Origin of the sequence: Pigmentiphaga litoralis (assembly GCF_013408655.1) — a bacterium.
Classification (GTDB): domain Bacteria; phylum Pseudomonadota; class Gammaproteobacteria; order Burkholderiales; family Burkholderiaceae_B; genus Pigmentiphaga; species Pigmentiphaga litoralis_A.
Genome location: NZ_JACCBP010000001.1, coordinates 3,092,626 through 3,110,379 on the forward strand (window position 1 = coordinate 3,092,626; position 17,754 = coordinate 3,110,379).

Annotated in this window: 17 protein-coding genes; 8 read left to right on the forward strand and 9 right to left on the reverse strand. The window is 65.3% G+C overall.

Annotated elements, in window-relative coordinates:
• Positions 1 to 4: 4 nt before the first annotated feature.
• Entirely contained in the window at positions 5 to 1,579 is a 1,575-nt protein-coding gene (locus HD883_RS13940; RefSeq protein ID WP_179584460.1) for a PepSY domain-containing protein, read from the forward strand.
• A 12-nt stretch (positions 1,580 to 1,591) separates the two neighbouring features.
• On the opposite strand, the gene HD883_RS13945 is transcribed toward HD883_RS13940, so the two are convergent.
• Positions 1,592 to 2,311, reverse strand: a complete 720-nt coding sequence (locus HD883_RS13945; RefSeq protein WP_373563367.1) for a DUF4197 domain-containing protein — start codon at positions 2,309 to 2,311, stop codon at positions 1,592 to 1,594.
• A 53-nt stretch (positions 2,312 to 2,364) separates the two neighbouring features.
• Between HD883_RS13945 and HD883_RS13950 the strand changes: the two genes are divergently transcribed.
• The 4 genes from HD883_RS13950 (at position 2,365) to HD883_RS13965 (ending at position 5,902) form a co-directional block, all read left to right on the forward strand.
• Positions 2,365 to 2,913 (forward strand): TlpA disulfide reductase family protein, encoded by a 549-nt coding sequence (locus tag HD883_RS13950; RefSeq protein ID WP_179584457.1) that lies wholly within the window; start codon positions 2,365 to 2,367, stop codon positions 2,911 to 2,913.
• A 49-nt stretch (positions 2,914 to 2,962) separates the two neighbouring features.
• Positions 2,963 to 3,853, forward strand: a complete 891-nt coding sequence (locus HD883_RS13955) for a Kdo hydroxylase family protein (RefSeq protein WP_179584455.1) — start codon at positions 2,963 to 2,965, stop codon at positions 3,851 to 3,853.
• 58 nt (positions 3,854 to 3,911) lie between these two features.
• On the forward strand, positions 3,912 to 4,883 hold the full coding sequence (locus tag HD883_RS13960) for a tripartite tricarboxylate transporter substrate binding protein (protein ID WP_179584453.1): 972 nt from the start codon (positions 3,912 to 3,914) through the stop codon (positions 4,881 to 4,883).
• A gap of 254 nt (positions 4,884 to 5,137) precedes the next feature.
• The gene (locus HD883_RS13965) at positions 5,138 to 5,902 is read left to right on the forward strand and encodes a phytanoyl-CoA dioxygenase family protein (protein ID WP_179584451.1); all 765 of its coding nucleotides are present in this window, start codon (positions 5,138 to 5,140) and stop codon (positions 5,900 to 5,902) included.
• Positions 5,903 to 5,980: 78 nt separating this feature from the next.
• Here HD883_RS13965 and HD883_RS13970 read toward each other — a convergent pair whose 3' ends face one another.
• Entirely contained in the window at positions 5,981 to 6,892 is a 912-nt protein-coding gene (locus HD883_RS13970) for a LysR family transcriptional regulator (RefSeq protein ID WP_179584449.1), read from the reverse strand.
• Between the two features lie 99 nt (positions 6,893 to 6,991).
• On the opposite strand from HD883_RS13970, the gene HD883_RS13975 reads away from it, so the two are divergent.
• Genes HD883_RS13975 through HD883_RS13985 form a run of 3 tightly spaced genes read left to right on the forward strand, consistent with a single transcriptional unit; the run spans position 6,992 to position 9,431 of the window.
• Complete coding sequence (locus tag HD883_RS13975; protein ID WP_179584447.1) at positions 6,992 to 8,119, forward strand: muconate/chloromuconate family cycloisomerase; 1,128 nt, start codon at positions 6,992 to 6,994, stop codon at positions 8,117 to 8,119.
• 11 nt (positions 8,120 to 8,130) lie between these two features.
• Positions 8,131 to 8,409 carry a muconolactone Delta-isomerase gene (catC, locus tag HD883_RS13980; RefSeq protein WP_179584445.1) on the forward strand — a complete coding sequence of 93 codons (279 nt, stop codon included), beginning with the start codon at positions 8,131 to 8,133 and terminating at the stop codon, positions 8,407 to 8,409.
• Positions 8,410 to 8,441: 32 nt separating this feature from the next.
• Positions 8,442 to 9,431 (forward strand): tripartite tricarboxylate transporter substrate binding protein, encoded by a 990-nt coding sequence (locus HD883_RS13985; RefSeq protein ID WP_179584443.1) that lies wholly within the window; start codon positions 8,442 to 8,444, stop codon positions 9,429 to 9,431.
• 67 nt (positions 9,432 to 9,498) lie between these two features.
• Here the strand turns inward: HD883_RS13985 and HD883_RS13990 are convergent, their stop codons facing one another.
• The 7 genes from HD883_RS13990 to HD883_RS14020 form a co-directional block, all read right to left on the reverse strand.
• Complete coding sequence (locus tag HD883_RS13990; RefSeq protein WP_257022180.1) at positions 9,499 to 11,262, reverse strand: PepSY-associated TM helix domain-containing protein; 1,764 nt, start codon at positions 11,260 to 11,262, stop codon at positions 9,499 to 9,501.
• Between the two features lie 60 nt (positions 11,263 to 11,322).
• Positions 11,323 to 13,821, reverse strand: a complete 2,499-nt coding sequence (locus HD883_RS13995; RefSeq protein WP_257022181.1) for a TonB-dependent receptor — start codon at positions 13,819 to 13,821, stop codon at positions 11,323 to 11,325.
• A 69-nt stretch (positions 13,822 to 13,890) separates the two neighbouring features.
• Positions 13,891 to 14,898 (reverse strand): FecR family protein, encoded by a 1,008-nt coding sequence (locus tag HD883_RS14000; protein ID WP_179584441.1) that lies wholly within the window; start codon positions 14,896 to 14,898, stop codon positions 13,891 to 13,893.
• Between the two features lie 25 nt (positions 14,899 to 14,923).
• Complete coding sequence (locus tag HD883_RS14005) at positions 14,924 to 15,400, reverse strand: RNA polymerase sigma factor (RefSeq protein ID WP_179584439.1); 477 nt, start codon at positions 15,398 to 15,400, stop codon at positions 14,924 to 14,926.
• A gap of 167 nt (positions 15,401 to 15,567) precedes the next feature.
• Positions 15,568 to 16,596 carry a lipoyl synthase gene (lipA, locus tag HD883_RS14010; protein ID WP_179584437.1) on the reverse strand — a complete coding sequence of 343 codons (1,029 nt, stop codon included), beginning with the start codon at positions 16,594 to 16,596 and terminating at the stop codon, positions 15,568 to 15,570.
• A gap of 62 nt (positions 16,597 to 16,658) precedes the next feature.
• Positions 16,659 to 17,435 carry a lipoyl(octanoyl) transferase LipB gene (gene lipB, locus HD883_RS14015; RefSeq protein WP_257022505.1) on the reverse strand — a complete coding sequence of 259 codons (777 nt, stop codon included), beginning with the start codon at positions 17,433 to 17,435 and terminating at the stop codon, positions 16,659 to 16,661.
• Positions 17,436 to 17,469: 34 nt separating this feature from the next.
• Entirely contained in the window at positions 17,470 to 17,754 is a 285-nt protein-coding gene (locus tag HD883_RS14020) for a DUF493 family protein (RefSeq protein ID WP_179584433.1), read from the reverse strand.

The window sequence follows — 17,754 nt, forward strand, 5'->3', positions numbered from 1 at the left end:
CGCCATGCATCGCGCGAAACGCTGGCTGTTCCTGATTCACCGCTGGATGGGCATCACCGTCTGCCTGTTCTTTGCCATGTGGTTCGTGTCGGGCGTCGTCATGATGTATGTCGGCTATCCCAAGCTGACGACGGCGGAACGGCTGGCGCATTTGCCGGCGCTGGATGGGACCGTGACGATGCTGGATCCGTTAGCGGCGTTGGCTGCGGCGGGTATTCAGGGTCCGCTGCGGGACCTGCGTCTGGCACGCGCACGGGCGGGGCAGCCGGTGTATCTGGTGGAGCCGCAGGCTGCCACGGGCGCAGCCGGCGGAGGGCATGGCGCGGCTCCCGGTCGCGGACCGATCGTGGTCGATGCGGTCACCGGGAAGCGGTTGCCTGCGACCACGCGCGAAGACGCGCTCGCAAGCGCGGCGGCGTGGGCGGGCGCTGGTGATCGCCCCACCCTCCACGCCGTCTCGAGCCCATCCCTGTCCTACCTTGGCGAAATCGACGAAGACGCCTTTTCGCACTCCCGCGGCCTGGATGCCCATCGGCCCTTGCACGTCGTCGACGTGAACGATGCGGAACGCACGCGCCTGTACATTTCCGGCCGCACGGGCGAGGTGGTCCGTGACGCGCCGCGTACCGAACGGCTCTGGAATTACGCGGGCGCATGGATCCATTGGCTCTATCCCTTCCGCGGCAACGTTTTCGATCCGTACTGGTCCGGCATCGTCAACACGCTATCGGTGCTGGGGCTGGCCGTGGCGCTGACGGGTTCGGTCATTGGCATCCTGCGGTGGCGCTTCGGCCGCGTCTATCGCACGGGATCGCGGTCGCCCTATACCGGCCCGATGATGCGCTGGCATCACATCAGCGGCCTGCTGTTCGCGGTCATTACGATCACCTGGATCTTCAGCGGATGGATGTCGATGAATCCGTGGAAGATGTTCAGCGCCAGTGGACCGGCATTGAAGATCGAGGCGATGCAGGGTGGACGTTTGCAGGCTGAAGGCGGCAGCCCATCACGCGCGCCGATTTCCGATCTTCTTGCCGCGGCGGGTGGGGCCGCCCGCGAGCTCCGTTGGTCCTACGCGACGGGGCAACCCATCGTCCTGGCACGGACCGCCACGGGCGCGCCGCAAGTGCTCGACGCCAGGACCGCCCGCCTCACGAACTTCAATGAAGCCGCCATCGCAACCGCCGCCGCACGGCTGATGGCTGCCCCCGTCGCGCGCATCGACCGCCTGACCGACTACGACACCTACTACTACGACCGTGACGAGCACACCATGACCGGCGGCACCGACAAGCCGCTGCCGATCCTGCGCGTGCGCTTCGACGATCCGTCCCACACGTGGGTGCACATCGACCCACACACGGCGACCATCATCAGCCAGACCGACGACGCACGGCGCCTGAGCCGGTGGCTGTTTGCGATGCTGCATAGCTGGGACTGGCTGCCATTGCTGGATCGGCGTCCGTTATGGGACACGCTGTTGATCCTGCTGAGCCTGGGTGGCGCGGCGCTGAGCGTGACGGGCGTGGTGATCGGCTGGCGGCGCCTGGGCCGCAAGCTCAAGGCGTCGCCTGCTTGACGAGCCCCCCGACTACTTCATCGACCCGAACACCTTCTTCAGGATCGCGCTGCCGGTCCCGACCGGGTCGGCGCGAATGCTGCGTTCCTGTTCGCCGATCATCAGGTACAGGCCGTCCAGCGCCTTGCGCGTCACGTACTGCTGCACGTTGGCGTCTTCCTTGCGGACCACGCCGAACTGCGCCGCCTGGCCGGCGTACTGGTTGTACATCTGCGCCAGGCCCAGCTTGTCGATCTCTTTGGACACGATGGGCAGGAAACGCTGCGCCAGCGGCGCCTGGGTCTTGCCCTTGAAGTAGGTCGTGACCGAATCGTCGCCGCCCGTCAGGATGCCCTTGGCGTCCTGGACGGTCATGGTCTGCACGGCGTTGACCAGCAGGGGTTTGGCTTCCTGCACCGCCGATTCGGCCGCCCGGTTCATGGCGACTTCGAGTTCTTCGGCCTGCTGGCCACGCCCCATCATCCGCAGCACGGCCTGCGCCTTTTTCAGCCCTTCAGGCAGGGGAATGCGCACCTTGGCGTTGTCCAGGAAGCCGCCCGGCTGACCGAGCAGGTTGACCGCGGTTTCGGACCCTTTGAGCAAGGCTTCTTTCAGCCCGGCCGATGCTTCCGTGCTCGACAGGCTGGACACGCTGGCCGCCAGGACATGGCGCGGGGACAGCAAGGCGCCGCCCAGGGCCACGAGGCCTATAATGCCAAGGATATCCCGGCGACGCAGGTTGATGGCATCCACTGCCGTTGCCACTTGCCGGGCCTGGCCAGACTCACTTACGTGCATGGACCGATATGTCTTCATTGTCTGCCTCTCAGGGCTATCCGGTAACGTTTCGCGCACAGCGCGGGGCGGCCAAGCTTATCGCGGTCGCCGCCGTGGCCGCAATCGCAGCCGCTGGCGCCTGGTTCGCCCTGGCGCCGTCAAGCAAGGCGCCTGAAACGACATTCACGTCGATCCAGGGCGAAAAGTTCACGACCGAAAGCCTGCGCGGCAAGGTCGTGCTGGTCAATTTCTGGGCCACCAGCTGCGTCACGTGTGTGAAAGAAATGCCGATGATGGTCGAGACCTACAAGAAGTATGCGCCCAAAGGCTATGACATGGTGGCGGTGGCGATGAGCTACGACCCGGCCAACTACGTGCTCAATTTTGCCGAGACCCGCCAGCTGCCCTTCAAGGTCGCGCTCGATCCGGTCGGCGACATTGCCAAGGCGTTCCAGGACGTCAAACTGACGCCCACGTCCTTCCTGATCGACAAGCAAGGCAACATCATCAAACGTTACCTTGGCGAGCCCGACGAAGCCGAATTCCACGCCACCATAGAAAAGGCGCTGGCAGGTTGACCGATTGCGTGTCGACCCTGCTCCTGCCTCAGCCCGACTGCCTGTGCCCATGACCCGTTCCAGCCGCATCGTCCCGTTCGACCTCCAGGACTGGAACGCCGCCCCGCCCAGCCAGCCGGGCGCGTCCCCGATCGACGAACTGGAACGCGGCAAGGTGCTGTATTTCCCCAAGCTGGCATTCACGCTCAGCCCGGCTGAACTCGCGCTGCTTGATCCGGCCTTGGTGGACCCCAAACGCAAGAACATCAGCCTGAATGCCACCACCGGTGTGCTGACCGGCGTGGTGGTGGACGATGCCCGCAAGGACGCGATTGCCGCGCTGGTCAGACGCTACTACACGTCCACGCGCGCGCTGCTGTCGCACCTGGTGCCGGGCTATCTGGACAGCCTGCACAAGCCGACGACCAGCCTGCGCCTGCATCGCATCGGCACGTGGAAGCCGTCGTGGCGCAAGGACGATACGCGGCTGCATGTGGACGCGTTTCCGTCGCGGCCCACAGGTGAGCAGCGGATCTTGCGTGTCTTCAACAACATCAACCCGCATGGGCAATCGCGCCAGTGGCGGGTGGGACAGGACTTCGAATCGCTGGCGCAGCGCTTCGTGCCGGGCGCGACGCCGTTCCGGCCCAGCCTGGCCTGGCTGATGCACCGCCTGCACATCACAAAAACGCGTCGCAGCGCCTATGACCACCTGATGCTGCAGATGCATGACCGCATGAAGGCCGATGCCGATTACCAGGCGAATGGCGAGCAGGAAGCGTTCGAGTTTCCGCCGGGCAGCACCTGGATCTGTTTTTCGGACCAGACGCCGCATGCCGCCATGACCGGCCAGTTCATGCTGGAACAGACCTACATGATGCCGCTGACGGCCATGGCCCATCCGGAACTGTCGCCGCAGCACGTGCTGGCGCGGCAGGCCGGGATGGGTTCACGGGCATAGGCCATCCCGAGCGTATCCGGCGCCCTCTACAAGAATTTTCAACACCATCGGAGACACGATGACTTTCATCAAGACCCTGGCCGCTGTCGGCCTGACGGCAGCCGCCCTTGGCGCCGCCGCCCCCAGCTTCGCGCAATCGTGGCCCACCAAACCCATTCGCCTGATCGTGCCTTATTCGGCCGGCGGCGGCGCCGACAACGCGGCGCGCATCCTGGCGCAGACCATCGGCAAGTCGCTGGGCCAGACGGTGGTCATCGACAACCGTCCGGGCGCCAGCGGCATGATCGGCGGGCAGGCAGTGGCCCAGGCGGATCCCGATGGCTACACCGTGCTGTATGACGCATCCACCTATGCGGTGAACCCCGTCTTGCGCAAGATGCCTTTCGACGCGGCCAAGGATCTGATCCCGGTGTCGCTGGCGATCAGCGTGCCCAACATCCTGGTCGTGCCGCCCAAGGCGCCGTACAACAACTTCAAGGAATTCCTGGCCTACGCCCAGAAGAATCCGGGCAAGGTCACCTACGCGTCGTACGGCGCGGGCAGCCCGGCCCATCTGGTGGGCGAGCTGCTCAAGAACCAGGCCAAGCTGGACATGCTGCACGTCCCGTACAAAGGCGGCGCACCGGCCCTGGCCGACGTCATGGGCGGACAGGTCGATGCCTACTTCGCGAATGCCGCGTCCGGCTTGAGTTATGTGCAGTCGGGCCGCCTCAAGGCGATTGCGGTGACGTCGGCCAAGCGGATGGCGGCGCTGCCGGAAGTCACGACGATCCAGGAAAACGGCTTCAAGGACTTTGATGTGCTGGAGTGGAACGGCTTCTTTGTTCCCAAGGGCACGCCGGCTGCCGTGGTGGATCGCCTGGCCAAGGAAGTGAAGGCCGCCGTGACGGATCCTGAAACGCGCGGCAAGCTGGAAAAGCTGGGCCTGGACCCGGTGGGCAGCACGCCAGCCGAATTCGCCAGCTTCATCCAGAAGGAAACGACGCGCTGGGGCGCGCTGGTGAAGAGCAACAACATCACGGTGGAATAAGCGGAAAGGGCGACCGCGGTGATTGCAGTGATGGAGGTACTGCGGTAACCGTGGTGACTGCAGCAGGCATGCCTCCCGCCGCGGTTCAAGCCTGTACCTTGCGGCCCGCTTTGTCGGGCCGTTTTCACGTCCGTTGTCTGGCCATCGATACACGCAGTGCGCGCCGCCTCGCGTCACGCCGCGCCGTGCTCTGACGACGCGTCGCGATAAGCGTATCCTAGTCAGTTATCCCCTCGAATACCGAAGTACAGACCATGCATTCCGAGTCTATAGACGATCAGGTCGCCACCCTCCGCCAGGAAGGGTTGGTGGTAGTGCGGAACATGCTTGATGCCGGCCAGGTGGCCGAGCTGCGGTGCCTGGCTCAGGCGGATCTGGACGCGCGCGTCGAACCCCTGGAACTGGAAGCCGACCTGGGCTATCCGGGTGCGCCGTCCTCACAGGCGGATGAAGGCGGCGGCACGGTGCGCCGTCTGCTCGATGCGTGGTCACGCAACGAAGCCTATCGGACCTGGGCAACCGGTGCCCCGATCCGCGAATGGATGCAGGCGTACTTCAACGAACCGGCGTGTCTGTCGCTGGCCCATCACAACTGCGTGATGACCAAACACCCCCGCTATGGCAGCCTGACCGGCTGGCATCGCGACTTCCGCTATTGGGCGTTTGACCGGCCCGACATGGTGTCGGTGTGGGTGGCGCTGGGTCCGGAAAATGATCACAACGGCGGGCTGCACCTGGTGCCGCGCTCGCATACCGAAACGATCGCGCCTGCGCGCTTCGACGAAAAGAAATTCTTGCGGGATGATTTGGCCGACAACCAGGCGCTGATCGCACGTGCGGTCGTGCCGGAACTGAATGCGGGCGACATCATGTTCTTCCACAGCAATACGCTGCACGCGGCGGGCCGGAATCTGAGCGATCAGGTGAAGTTTTCGGCCGTGTTCACCTACCATGCGGCCAGCAACCATCCGGTGCCGGGCACGCGGTCGGCCGCGAAGGGCAGCGTGCGGCTGGAGTGATGTTGCCAGGGTGATGTCGCCTGAGTGATACCGTTGCAGTGATGCCCATGCGTTGATGCCGCCACGGAAGACAGCCGCCTACGCACTCTTCCCCGCCTGCGCCGTGGCCAGCGTCTCCGCCAGCGCCACGGCCTGCTTCAGGAACACCGACCGGTCATCCCGTCGATAGCTCACGATCACCGGGGATGAAAACCCCGGTGTCATCAGCGGCGCGTAGCCGATGTCATCCCGATGCAGCCGCCGCACCGACGCGGGCACCGCTGTCACCCCCAGCCCCGCCGCCACCAGGCCGATCGCGGTCTGCAGTTCATTCGCTTCCTGCACGATGTTCAGGGTGTGGCCCGCCGCGCGAAACAGCGCCAGCACATGGTCGGCATAGCTGGGCCGGGGCCGCGCCGGGTACAGCACGAACGGCAGGGGCGCCAGGTCGGCCGCCGTCACGCCCGCCTCACCCTTGCGTAGCAGCAGCGGATGCGCATGCGGAAAAACAGCCACCAGCGGCTCCGCCATCAATACCGTGCGTTCAATGGCCGGGTCGTCGAACAGGATGCGGCCAAAGCCGACATCGATCCGTCCGGCTTTCAGGGCATCCATCTGCTGCAGCGTCGTCATTTCCGACAGGCCGACTTCAACCTGGGGATCGGCGCTACGCACCCGGCGGATCAGTTCAGGCACAAAGCCGTACAGCGTGGACGGAACAAAGCCGATCCCAAACCAGCGCCGCCCCTGCTGGCCGATGCGCCGGGTGCCCTCGATCATCTCCTGAAAGCGCAGCGTCAGTTGCAGGGATTGCTCGAGCAGGAAGCGGCCGGCCTCGGTCAGCTTGAGCGCGCGTTCCGACCGGTCGAACAGCGCCACGCCCAGGTCTTCTTCCAGACTCTTGATCTGCCGGCTGAGCGGCGGCTGCGCCATATGCAGGCGCGCGGCGGCCCGGGTCACGTTCAGTTCCTGGGCCACGGTCTGGAAGTAGCGCAGCTGCCGGAGGTCCATTCGATACCTTCAGAGTATGGCAAACGACAAATATAGTCTTGGACGGGCCCAGCGTCACTACGCATACTTGGCCGGATCGACCCTTCCGATCAAAAAAGTATGGATCACCCTAACGTTGTCGCAGTAGAAACCTTGATTGTCGACCTTCCGACGATTCGCGCCCACCAGCTGGCGATGACCGTCATGAACACGCAGTCGATGGTGATCGTGCGGCTGCGCTGCTCGGACGGCATCGAAGGTATTGGCGAGGCCACCACCATTGGCGGCCTGAGCTACGGCGAAGAAAGTCCCGAGAGCATCAAGCTCAATATCGACACTTACCTTGCCCCGGCGCTGATCGGCCGCGACGCCACCAACATCCACGCCGCCATGGCCAAGCTCGCGTACACCGCGCGGGGCAACACCTTTGCCAAGTCCGCGCTGGAAACCGCGCTGCTGGACGCGCAAGGCAAACGCCTGGGTGTGCCGGTATCGACCCTGCTGGGCGGCGCGGTGCGCGACCGTCTGCCGGTGCTGTGGACCCTGGCCAGCGGCGATACGCAGCGCGACATTGCCGAAGCCGAGTCCCTGCTGGAATCGCGCCGCCACAACACCTTCAAGCTGAAGATCGGCCGCCGCGCCGTGGCCGACGACGTGGCCCACGTGTGCGCCATCAAACGCGCGCTGGGCGACCGCGCCCGCGTCACGGTGGACGTCAACCAGGCCTGGAACGAGGCCGAAGCCGCGGGCGCGATTGCCCAGCTGGAAGCCAATGGCGTCGACCTGATCGAGCAGCCTCTGCCGCGTGCCCATCTGGCTGGCATGGCCCGGCTCGCCGCGCGCTTCGTGGTGCCGATCATGGCGGACGAAGCCGTGCACAGCCCGGAAGACGCGCTGGAAATCGCCCGCCTTGGCGCCGCCGATGTCCTGGCGCTGAAGATCGCCAAGTCCGGCGGCCTGTTCGGCCTGGTGCGCACGGCAGCCGTCGGTGACGCCGCCGGCATGGCCCTGTACGGCGGCACCATGCTCGAAGGCAGCGTGGGGTCCATAGCATCGGCCCACGTGTTCGCCACCCTGCCCCGCCTGGCCTGGGGCACCGAACTGTTCGGCCCCCTGCTGCTGACCGACGACATTGTCGTCAACCGCCCCGAATTCCGCGATTTTGCACTGACCGTGCCCACCACGCCCGGCCTGGGACTCGAGCTGGACGACGACAAGCTCAAGCACTACCGCCGGCAAGGCACCTGAGGAGACCCACCATGATGTTCCTGGTTCGTATGGACGTACGCATTCCGCACGATCTGCCCGCCACCGATGTCGACGCCATCAAGCTGCGCGAAAAGAACTACTCGCAAGACTTGCAGCGTTCGGGCAAATGGCAGGCGATCTATCGCGTGGTCGGCGAATACGCCAACTACAGCCTGTTCGACGTCGAATCGAATGACGAACTGCACACCCTGCTGTCCGGCTTGCCGCTGTTCCCGTACATGGAAATCCACGTGACGCCCCTGGCGCAACACCCCTCTTCCATTCGCTGAACCGCAAGCTTTTACCTATAACGGAGACTGTTTTGACCCTTTTCAACCCGTCGCGCCGAGTCCTCGGCGCGCTGGCGCTGACGGCGCTCGCCTCGGCCCTGGCCCCCACCGCTTTCGCGCAAACCTATCCCGATCGTCCGGTCCGCTGGGTCGTGCCCTTCCCGCCCGGCGGCGCCATGGACAACATCGCGCGCACCCTGGGTGAAACCATGGGCGCATCGCTCGGCCAATCCTTCGTGATCGAAAACCGCCCCGGCGCGGGCGGCAACATCGGCGCAAGCAGCGTGGCCCGCTCGGCGCCCGACGGCTACACCATCATGATCGTCGCCAACGGCATGGCCGTGAACCCGTTCCTGTACCGCAGCATGAACTACGATCCGATCGCCGACTTTGCGCCGATCTCGCTGCTGGCCGTGGTGCCCAATGTGCTGGTGACCAATCCCAAGCGCAACGACGTCAAGACCGTGGCCGAAGTCATCAGCAAGGCCAAGGCTGCGCCCGGCAAATACACCTACGCGTCGGCCGGCGTCGGCACGTCCATCCACCTGGCGGGCGAGCTGTTCGCGTCCATGACCGGCACCAACCTGCTGCACATCCCATACAAGGGCAGCGGCCCGGCCATTGCCGACATGCTCGGCGGCCAGGTCGACTACATGTTCGACAGCGTCACGTCGGCCAAGCCGCACATCGACGCCGGCAAGCTGACCGCCATCGCCGTCACCACCAGCAAGCGGTCCGCCGCGTTGCCGAACGTGCCAACGATCGCCGAAGCGGGCGTGAAGAATTACGAACTGACGCCCTGGTTCGCCGCCTTCGCCCCGGCCGGCACGCCGCAGCCGATCATCGACAAGCTGAACGCAGCCATGCGCGACGCCTTGAAGAACCCGAAGGTCCAGGCGACCCTGGCCTCGATCGGCGCCGAGCCGATCGGCGGATCGCCCGCGGAACTGAAGACCTATCTGGCCGAAGAGACCAAGAAGGGCAAGGCGCTGATTACCGAGCGGAACATCAAGGTGGATTGATGGGGCCGTGAGCCATTGAATCGGATGGCTGTGATTGGCAAGAACGCACCGGTGACGGTGCGTTTTTTTATGGCCGGTGGTTTTTAGTACGCACTGCAAGCGCCGCGAAGATTGCGCCCAGCCCGAGCATTGTCAGGTCGAATCCTGCCATGACCCAGTCCCCGTCGGTCAGGGTCCGCCCCAGGTGGCGGTGGGTCGTGATGGCGTTCAGCACGGGCAGCAGTCCAAACGCCAGGGCAGCGATCAGGGCCTGCTCACACCACAGGCGGCTGACTGGCCGCAGCAACGCATGGACAGCCAGCAGCGACCATGTCACGAATAGCGTGTTGATTTCCATCGCGGCGCGGGGGGCAGCATCGACCGGAATCAGGCGGTTGGCCCAGAAGTAGGCGGCGATGGCGATGGGCAGTCCGACAATGGCGGCCACGTTGAGGCGTTCGACACCTGCCAATCCTGCAAGATGGACCTGCCGGCCGCGTTCGGCGCGTTGGCGTCGTTTGACGGTCCACAGCACCATGCCGGTTGCAATCATGGCGGCGCCGAGCAGGCCGGACAGCACGTACAGCACACGCAATGCGGGCGGTGCGAACTGCCCTTCGTGCAGGCCCAGCATCAGGTCGCGGAAGGCCTTGGGGCCGGATTGCCAGGCGCGGCGTTCGGCGAGCAGGTCACCGGTAATGCCGTCGTAAGCCAGGATGTCGGTGGCCCGCATCGGGCCGGCTGAAAAGTCGCCGACCACGGTGACGCGGGCGTTGGCATCGAACGGGTTCCGGATATCGAGCGCGGCGATCGGCGCAGTGCCCCAGCGCCGGTGTGCGTCGGACGCGATACGGTCCAAGGGCAACGGCGTTGCCACGTGGCCTGACGCGTCGGCGGGCGCCAGAGGCACGAACACGTCATTCAGGAACGCGCTGCGGCCGGCCTCACCCGTTCCGTACCATGGGGCCACGATCAACGGCATCAACGTGAACATGACGAACACCAATCCGGAATACGTGATCATTACCTGGAAGGGCAATGTCAGGACGCTGACGGCATTGTGCGCGTCAAGCCAGGACCGCTGGCCCTTGTCAGGACGAAACGTGAAAAAGTCCTTGAAGATCTTTTTGTGCACGACAACGCCGGTGACCAGGCCGATCAGCATCATCAACGTGGCGATACCAACGATCCACTCACTGGCCCGCTGCGGCAGATAGTGCAGCCGCCAGTGCATCTGGTAGAGCGTTTGCCCGCCGCCCGTGCGGCGCGTGGGCAGCTCGGCGCCGGTGGTGGCGTCAAGGTAAGCCGAACCGGAAGTCTCGCCTCCTGGCGATACTCCCGGCGATGCGGCCCGCGGCGCTTGCCAGGCCACTTCCAGATACGGCGCATTGCGGTCGATCGGCAGCGTGATGGTCCAGCGCCGCGCGCCGTGTGCATGGTCTCTCAGATAAGCCGTCGCCAGGTGGATAGCCGCGTCGCTCGCCAGCGGCGGGGCCGACACCGTTGCCACCGGCAACTCCGGCCGCATCCACCGATCGATCTCGGTATCCAGATACCCGACCGTCCCGGTGATGAACATGAAGTACAGCAGCCACCCGACCAGCACGCCCAGCCAGGTGTGCAGCCATGCCATGGACTGGCGAAAGGCGTTCTTCATGGTGCACGCGCCAAAAGCCCCCATGACGGCGGCGGCATACACCACGAAGCTCAATTGCATGGCGACCAACGCCGCATCCACGCGTTCCAGTCCCCACCCAATGATCAGCGCCACCGGCACGAAGTTGGCCACCGCATAGCCGCCGGCAACCGCTGCAAGCGCGCGCCACAGGACGTCTCGTCGAGCGGGCGTCATCACATGGAAACCCTGGCCGATGCGCGATGGGCGGCCCACCTTGCTGCGCTCATGTTGCGCTTAGATATCTGCGGACAGCGACAGCAGCAAGGTGCGTGGTGCGCCGATCGTCAGCCCCTGGCGCGCCGCCGACTGCCAGTAGTTCTTGTCGGCCACGTTTTCGATGGCAGCGCGGATCGTGATGGGCGTCTTGCCCGCCACGAAGCGATAACGCGCGCCAACGTCAAACCGTGTCCAGCCGGGAATCTGCTGGACGTTCTCGGTATCCACGAATTGCGAGCTGGTCCGTACGGCGCGAGTGGTCAGGGTCAGGCCCACCAGGAAGGGCGTATCCCATTCGGCGGCGGCGTTGAACTGAAAGCGCGGCACGGCCGGCGCGTTGCGGCCGTCATTCAGCCCGCCTTCGGTGCGCGTCAGCTTGCCGTCGGTAAACGCGGCACCGGCCAGCAGACGCACGCCGGTTGCCACTTCGCCTTGGGTGACCAGTTCCAGTCCACGATTGCGCTGCTGGCCGTCCACCCCAAAGACGTTGGTGGCCGGGTTCCGGTAGCCGTTGGCGCGTTCGATCTGGAACGCGCTGAAGGTGGCGGCGAATCGGCCAAAGTCGTATTTGGTCCCGACCTCCATCTGCTTGGCCTTGGACGGCGGGAACATCTGATTGGCGTTGATGGCGTCGGCAGGCGCGGTGGGGCCTTGGGTCAAGCCTTCGATGTAATTGCCGTACACGGACAGCACAGGCGTGACTTTGAACACCAATGCGGCAACCGGTGTGATGGCGCTTTTCTTGTAGCTTGGATCGATGCGGTTACTGGTGACGGCGTCGAAGTTGGACGATTCGACCTGCTGACGCCGTGCGCCCAGTGTCAACTGCAGCCGCTGGTCGGCCATCGAAATGGTGTCAGCCAGCGCGATGCTGTTCAACCGCGTCTGCCCTGTCTTTGGGACGCCATCGGCAATGGCAATTTCCGGCCGCGCGTTGAACACTGGCGAATACAGATTCGACGAAATCACCGACCCGTTCTGGCGGCGCGATCCACTGTTCATGGTCAGGGTACTGACGCTGGCGACCGCCACGTGCTGCAGGCCCCCGGTGGCGAACTTTCCGCGCACGCCACCTTCGGCCGTGCGCGTGTCGACATACTGGTTCAGGCGCACCGGCCGTCCGATCAGGCTACCGGCGGGATCCTGCAGCAAGAACGAGGTTTGCAGGCTGGTGAAGTCATAGTTCATGGCGCCCGCCGCGCCGTACGCCGTCAGGTTGGACGACAGGTCGATTTCGCCGCGCACGGTGGCGGCCAGTTCCTTCACGTCCCAGTAGGTCCAGTCGGGCAGAAAGTTCGTCTTGTTGTCGGGCGCGCGGCCGATCGCCACGCCACTGTCCGGCAGCAGCAGCCCACTGCGGGCACCCGTGCGGCGCTTCTGGTAATTCACGTCGGCCTCAAGGCGCACCTTGTCGCCCTGGTAGTCGACACCCAGGGCGACGGCGCTCAGCGCGGCACTGGAATGATCGACCGGCGTGTCCCCCGACCGGCGGATCGCGTTGAGCCGGACGCCCCATTCCTTGTTCTCACCAAAACGCCGCGCCAGGTCGACGTGCGTGCCGAACTGGCCGCCCTCCATGTACGACAGCGTGACGCGATTCAGTGGCTCGGGGCCGGCGCGCTTGGGTACCAGGTTGATCGCGCCGCCCACCGAGCCGGCAGGCGCCATGCCGTTCAGCAGCGCATTGGGGCCGCGCAGCACATCGACCCGTTCCACGCCGATCAGCGAACTGGAATCGCGCGGCGACATGCCGTACAGCCCGTTGAACGAGATGTCGTAGTTGAACAGCGTAAATCCGCGAATATTGAATTCGTCGCGGCCGGCATCACGCGAGTAAGTGTTGCGGATGGCGGGATCATTGACCAGGATGTCGCCCAGGTTCTGCGCCTGCTGGTCTTCGATCAGTTGCGACGTGTATTGCGTGGCGCTGAACGGCGTGTCGAGCATGTCCTTGTTGCCCAGGATGCCCAGGCGGGATCCGCGCGCCACCTGGCCGCCCGCATAGGGTGCGGGCAGGCCGGACGCGATGGCGTCGGCGGTCACGCTCACGGCGGGCAGGGTCGAAATGGCGGCCGAGCCGGCCGCCTGGCGTTGGATCGTGATCGTGCCTGGCCCGCTGCGCACCGGCACCAGGCCGCTGCCCCGCAAGGCGGTATCCAGCGCCTGTTGCAGCGTCAACGATCCTTGCAGCGGCGGCGCGGTTCTTCCCGCCAGCAGGGCGCCATCGGCCCCGATCGCCACACCCGACTGCCGCGACAAGGCGTTCAGGGTCTGCGCCAGGGGTTGTTCCGGCAACGCGACCGACATCGTGGTGGTGGGCAAAGGGGCATTTTGCGCGGACGCGTACTCGGGCGCTGTTGCCATGCCGAACGCGGCGCTGCATGCCAGAGCGATCGCGCACAGCGAATGGGTCGCGACGCGGTCGGCATGCTTGGTTGAAGACGTGGTCGAACGCGGGGTAGCGCGCGGCGCGCGGCCGGCGTTGGGCAACGCTGCACGGGGGTGTTGTCGGATCATGGACCTTGTCCTCGGGTGGGTTTCAGGCAGAAGACCAAGAAGTCGCCCGAACCCTGACAACTATTTTTGCTATCGCAGTTCGATAGTCACCGGCTCGCCCGCGGTACGCGTCACGCGCACCGGCAGCATGTCCGGCAGTCCCTGCAGAAATGCCTGCGGATCGCGCAGCGGGAAACTGCCGCTGACGCGCAGATCGCGCAACCGAGGTTGGTCTCGCAAGCGGAAGGGCTGAGGCACGTAGTCGTTCCAGCGCGCCAGGGCTTCCACCAGCGGGGTGTTGTCGAAGACCAGCCAGCCTTGGCGCCAGGCGCCGACGTCGTCGGGCGGCAACGTGCGGCGCATGCCAAGGCCTTGCGCGTCGGCGTCGATCGCCTCGCCCGCCTGCAACACGATCGGAGGAGGGTCTGAAAGGACGCCCGACGATCCTGCTGACGTGTCCGCATCACTGCGCGGCCAGACACCCACGCGACCGTTGGCCACGGCCACCCGCATATGCCCTTCCCGTGCGCTGACCGTGAATGTCGTTCCAAGCACCCGAACCTGTCCCCACTCGGTCATGACCATGAACGGCCGATCGGGATCATGGGTGACGTTGAAGCGGACTTCGCCGGCGGCCAACTGCACTTCGCGGCGATTGCGGTAGATCGCGACCGTACAGGTCGTCCGGGCGGCAAGACTCAGTTCGGACCGGTCCGACAGCGTGCGATCGAGTTGCTGCGCCCTGCCGGTCGACAGCGCAAGTTGTTCCAGCGGTTGGAGCCAATAAAACCGGCTGCCGCCCGCCAGCGCCGCGATCACGCCGCCGACGCCCAGCATGCCCAGCGCGCGGCGGCGGCCTTCCTGGGCCGCGGCCTGGCTGCGCGGCACCGGGACAGTACCCTGCAGCCCACTGGCGTCCGTGCTGTCCCACAGCCGTTCCGCAGCGGCTACGGCCTGGACCTGGGCGGGCGTGCCGTCACGCCACCGAGCCAACTCGTCCCGCGCAGCCTGCGCCACGTCGGGGCTGCCCTTGTGCGTCCGGCCGACAAGCAGCAGGGCCCTTTCGATCAAGGCGCGGGAAGGTCGGGTGGACATCATGGACAGGTCATGGAAAGGGCCGGCGTCATGCGCGCGCTGGCGCCAACCCGGCGCAGTCCAGGATGCCCCGCATCACATGCCGCTCGATCGCCGTCACGTTCAGTCCCATGCGTTCGCCGGCTTCGGCATAGCTGTAGCCATGCACCCTGACAAGGATGAACACGGCGCGCCGTTTGGGGGGCATGACGGCCAGGCGCTGCATCAGCCGATCCAGCTGCTGGCGCGCAATCACCTGACCTTCCACCGACGGAACGCTGTCGGCGGACACCAGCCCCAGCGTATCCAGCACGCGCTGCTCCGCGGCGCGCCGCGCGGCAGCTGTCGCGGCAATGTTGCGGCCCGCGTGATACAGCAACGCCCGAGGTTCCAGGATGGCGCCGCCTGAGTCCTGCAGCGCGTAGATGCGTGCATAGGCTTCCTGCACCACGTCGGCGGCGGTGTGGCCGTCGCCCGACTTGCGCGTGAAATACCTTAGCAGTTCTCTGTAGTAACGCTCGGGCAAGGAAGCACCTGGTCGATGGGGTGGCGGCGGCTGCACAGGCATGCACAAGGACGCAAGTGTATAGCAATGATTCTCATTCTTCATCATCCGGACGTTGTGCACGCCACAACTCGCAGGGCAATAAAAAAGCGGCCCGAAGGCCGCTTTTCTGCAAACCACAGCGCAGATCAGTTCAACGAATCCGCCACGCCAGCCGCGTGGGCCTGTTCGTCGGCGTGGTACGACGAGCGGACCATGGCGCCCACTGCCGCATGGGTAAAGCCCATGGCGTAGGCTTCGCGTTCGAACATCTTGAACGTGTCGGGGTGGACATAACGCAGCACCGGCAGGTGATGCTCGGACGGCTGCAGGTACTGGCCGATCGTCAGCATGTCGACGTTGTGCGCACGCATGTCGCGCATGACTTCCAGGATCTCTTCGTCGGTCTCGCCCAGGCCCAGCATCAGGCCGGACTTGGTCGGCACGTTCGGGTGCAGCGCCTTGAAGTCGGCCAGCAGCTTGAGCGAGTGCTTGTAGTCCGAGCCCGGACGGGCCTGTTTGTACAGGCGCGGCACGGTTTCCAGGTTGTGGTTCATGACATCGGGCGGGCCGGCGTTCAGGATCGCCAGGGCGCGGTCCAGGCGGCCGCGGAAGTCGGGCACCAGCACTTCGATGCGGGTGTTCGGCGACAATTCACGCGTCTTCTGGATGCACTCGACAAAGTGGGCCGCGCCGCCGTCGCGCAGGTCGTCGCGGTCGACCGACGTGATCACGACGTAGTTCAGCTTCATGGCGCCGATGGTGCGCGCAAGGTTGAGCGGCTCGTTGGTGTCGAGCGGGTCGGGGCGGCCGTGGCCGACATCACAGAAGGGGCAGCGGCGGGTGCACTTGTCGCCCATGATCATGAACGTGGCGGTGCCCTTGCCGAAGCATTCACCGATGTTCGGGCAGGACGCTTCTTCGCACACGGTGTGCAGCTTGTGTTCGCGCAGGATCTGCTTGATTTCGTAGAAGCGCGAACCCGGCGAGGCGGCGCGCACGCGGATCCAGTCCGGCTTCTTCAGCTTTTCGGCTGCGACAACCTTGACGGGAATGCGGGAGATCTTGGCCTCCGACTTCTGCTTTTTTAGCGGGTCGTAGGACTTGTTGATGATGACGGGTTCGGCGGGGGTGGCCGCGCTGGCCGCATCAACCGACGTATCGACTACAGAGCTCATGGCTAGTATTCCTGAACAGCGGGGCCGGGGTAGAACCGGGGGCTGTGATTGGTGATAACCCCCTATTCTACCGCCGCTGAGGGGTCTCGCGTTGTTGCACTGCGGGACGCGCCGCCCGCCGGTGCCAGCAGTTGCGCGGTCAGGTGGGCGGCCAGTCGGTCGCCCGCGGTGACCAGGTCCACGTGGATGCCGCAGGCGGCCAGGTCCACCGTACGCAGGCCCGCGTAGCCGCAGGGGTTGATGCCGTCAAAGGGCGACAGGTCCATCGCCACGTTCAGGGCCAGGCCATGATAGGTACAGTGCTTATGGACCTTGATGCCCAGGGCGGCGATTTTCGCAAGCTCCACGGGGTAAACGGCGGCCGCCGCGCCGAGGGGATGCTCCCTACCTGCACGTTGCTCGCCATGCACCTTGTCGCCAGGGTCTCGAGGCAATCCCGCCGCCGGCCGTGGCCACGGCACATAGACCCCCGGCGCGCCGTCTTTGCGCTGCGCGTCATTCACGCCAAATTCGGCCAGGGTATCGATCAGCGCCTGTTCCACGCGCGACACGTATTCCTTCACGAAATAGCCCACGCGCCGCAAGTCCAGCAGCACATAGGCCACCACCTGCCCGGGCCCGTGATAGGTCACCTGGCCGCCCCGATCGCTTTGTACGACCGGAATGTGGCTGGGCGCCAGCAGGTGTTCGGGCTTGCCGGCCAGGCCTTGCGTGTAGACAGGGGAATGCTCGACCAGCCACATTTCGTCGGGCGTGTCGGGAGTACGCGCCGCCGTGAAGGCGCGCATGGCTTCCCAGGTGGTCTGGTAGTCAGACGGGCGCGGCAGCCAGCGGATCAGCATGGCGGCACCGGCGGCCGCCCCACCGCAGCCATCACAGGACGATCTTGACCATCGGGTGGCCGCTCAGCTCTTGATAGAGCGCATCGAGCTGTTCGCGCGACGTGGCGCGCACGGTAAAGGTCAGGCCCAGGTAATTGCCGCCCTTGCTGGGCCGCATTTCCACCGTTGCCGGGTCGAATACCGGGTCGTAGCGCAGCACGAGTTCGGTCAGCGTGGCCGCGAATTCGGGGTGGTGCTGACCCATCACCTTGATGGGAAAGTCCGACGGATACTCGATCAACGAGGTCCGTTCGTCAGGGGATTCGATTTTTTCCAT

Excerpts from the sequence above, each read along its gene's own strand:
- lipA (WP_179584437.1), bottom strand. The coding sequence starts at position 16,596 with ATGAGCTCTGTAGTCGATACGTCGGTTGATGCGGCCAGCGCGGCCACC.
- HD883_RS13965 (WP_179584451.1), top strand. The coding sequence starts at position 5,138 with ATGCATTCCGAGTCTATAGACGATCAGGTCGCCACCCTCCGCCAGGAA.
- HD883_RS13960 (WP_179584453.1), top strand. The coding sequence starts at position 3,912 with ATGACTTTCATCAAGACCCTGGCCGCTGTCGGCCTGACGGCAGCCGCC.
- HD883_RS13975 (WP_179584447.1), top strand. The coding sequence starts at position 6,992 with ATGGATCACCCTAACGTTGTCGCAGTAGAAACCTTGATTGTCGACCTT.
- HD883_RS14020 (WP_179584433.1), bottom strand. The coding sequence starts at position 17,754 with ATGGAAAAAATCGAATCCCCTGACGAACGGACCTCGTTGATCGAGTAT.
- HD883_RS13990 (WP_257022180.1), bottom strand. The coding sequence starts at position 11,262 with ATGACGCCCGCTCGACGAGACGTCCTGTGGCGCGCGCTTGCAGCGGTT.
- HD883_RS13970 (WP_179584449.1), bottom strand. The coding sequence starts at position 6,892 with ATGGACCTCCGGCAGCTGCGCTACTTCCAGACCGTGGCCCAGGAACTG.
- HD883_RS14000 (WP_179584441.1), bottom strand. The coding sequence starts at position 14,898 with ATGATGTCCACCCGACCTTCCCGCGCCTTGATCGAAAGGGCCCTGCTG.
- HD883_RS13950 (WP_179584457.1), top strand. The coding sequence starts at position 2,365 with ATGTCTTCATTGTCTGCCTCTCAGGGCTATCCGGTAACGTTTCGCGCA.
- catC (WP_179584445.1), top strand. The coding sequence starts at position 8,131 with ATGATGTTCCTGGTTCGTATGGACGTACGCATTCCGCACGATCTGCCC.
- HD883_RS13940 (WP_179584460.1), top strand. The coding sequence starts at position 5 with ATGCATCGCGCGAAACGCTGGCTGTTCCTGATTCACCGCTGGATGGGC.
- HD883_RS13955 (WP_179584455.1), top strand. The coding sequence starts at position 2,963 with ATGACCCGTTCCAGCCGCATCGTCCCGTTCGACCTCCAGGACTGGAAC.
- HD883_RS13995 (WP_257022181.1), bottom strand. The coding sequence starts at position 13,821 with ATGATCCGACAACACCCCCGTGCAGCGTTGCCCAACGCCGGCCGCGCG.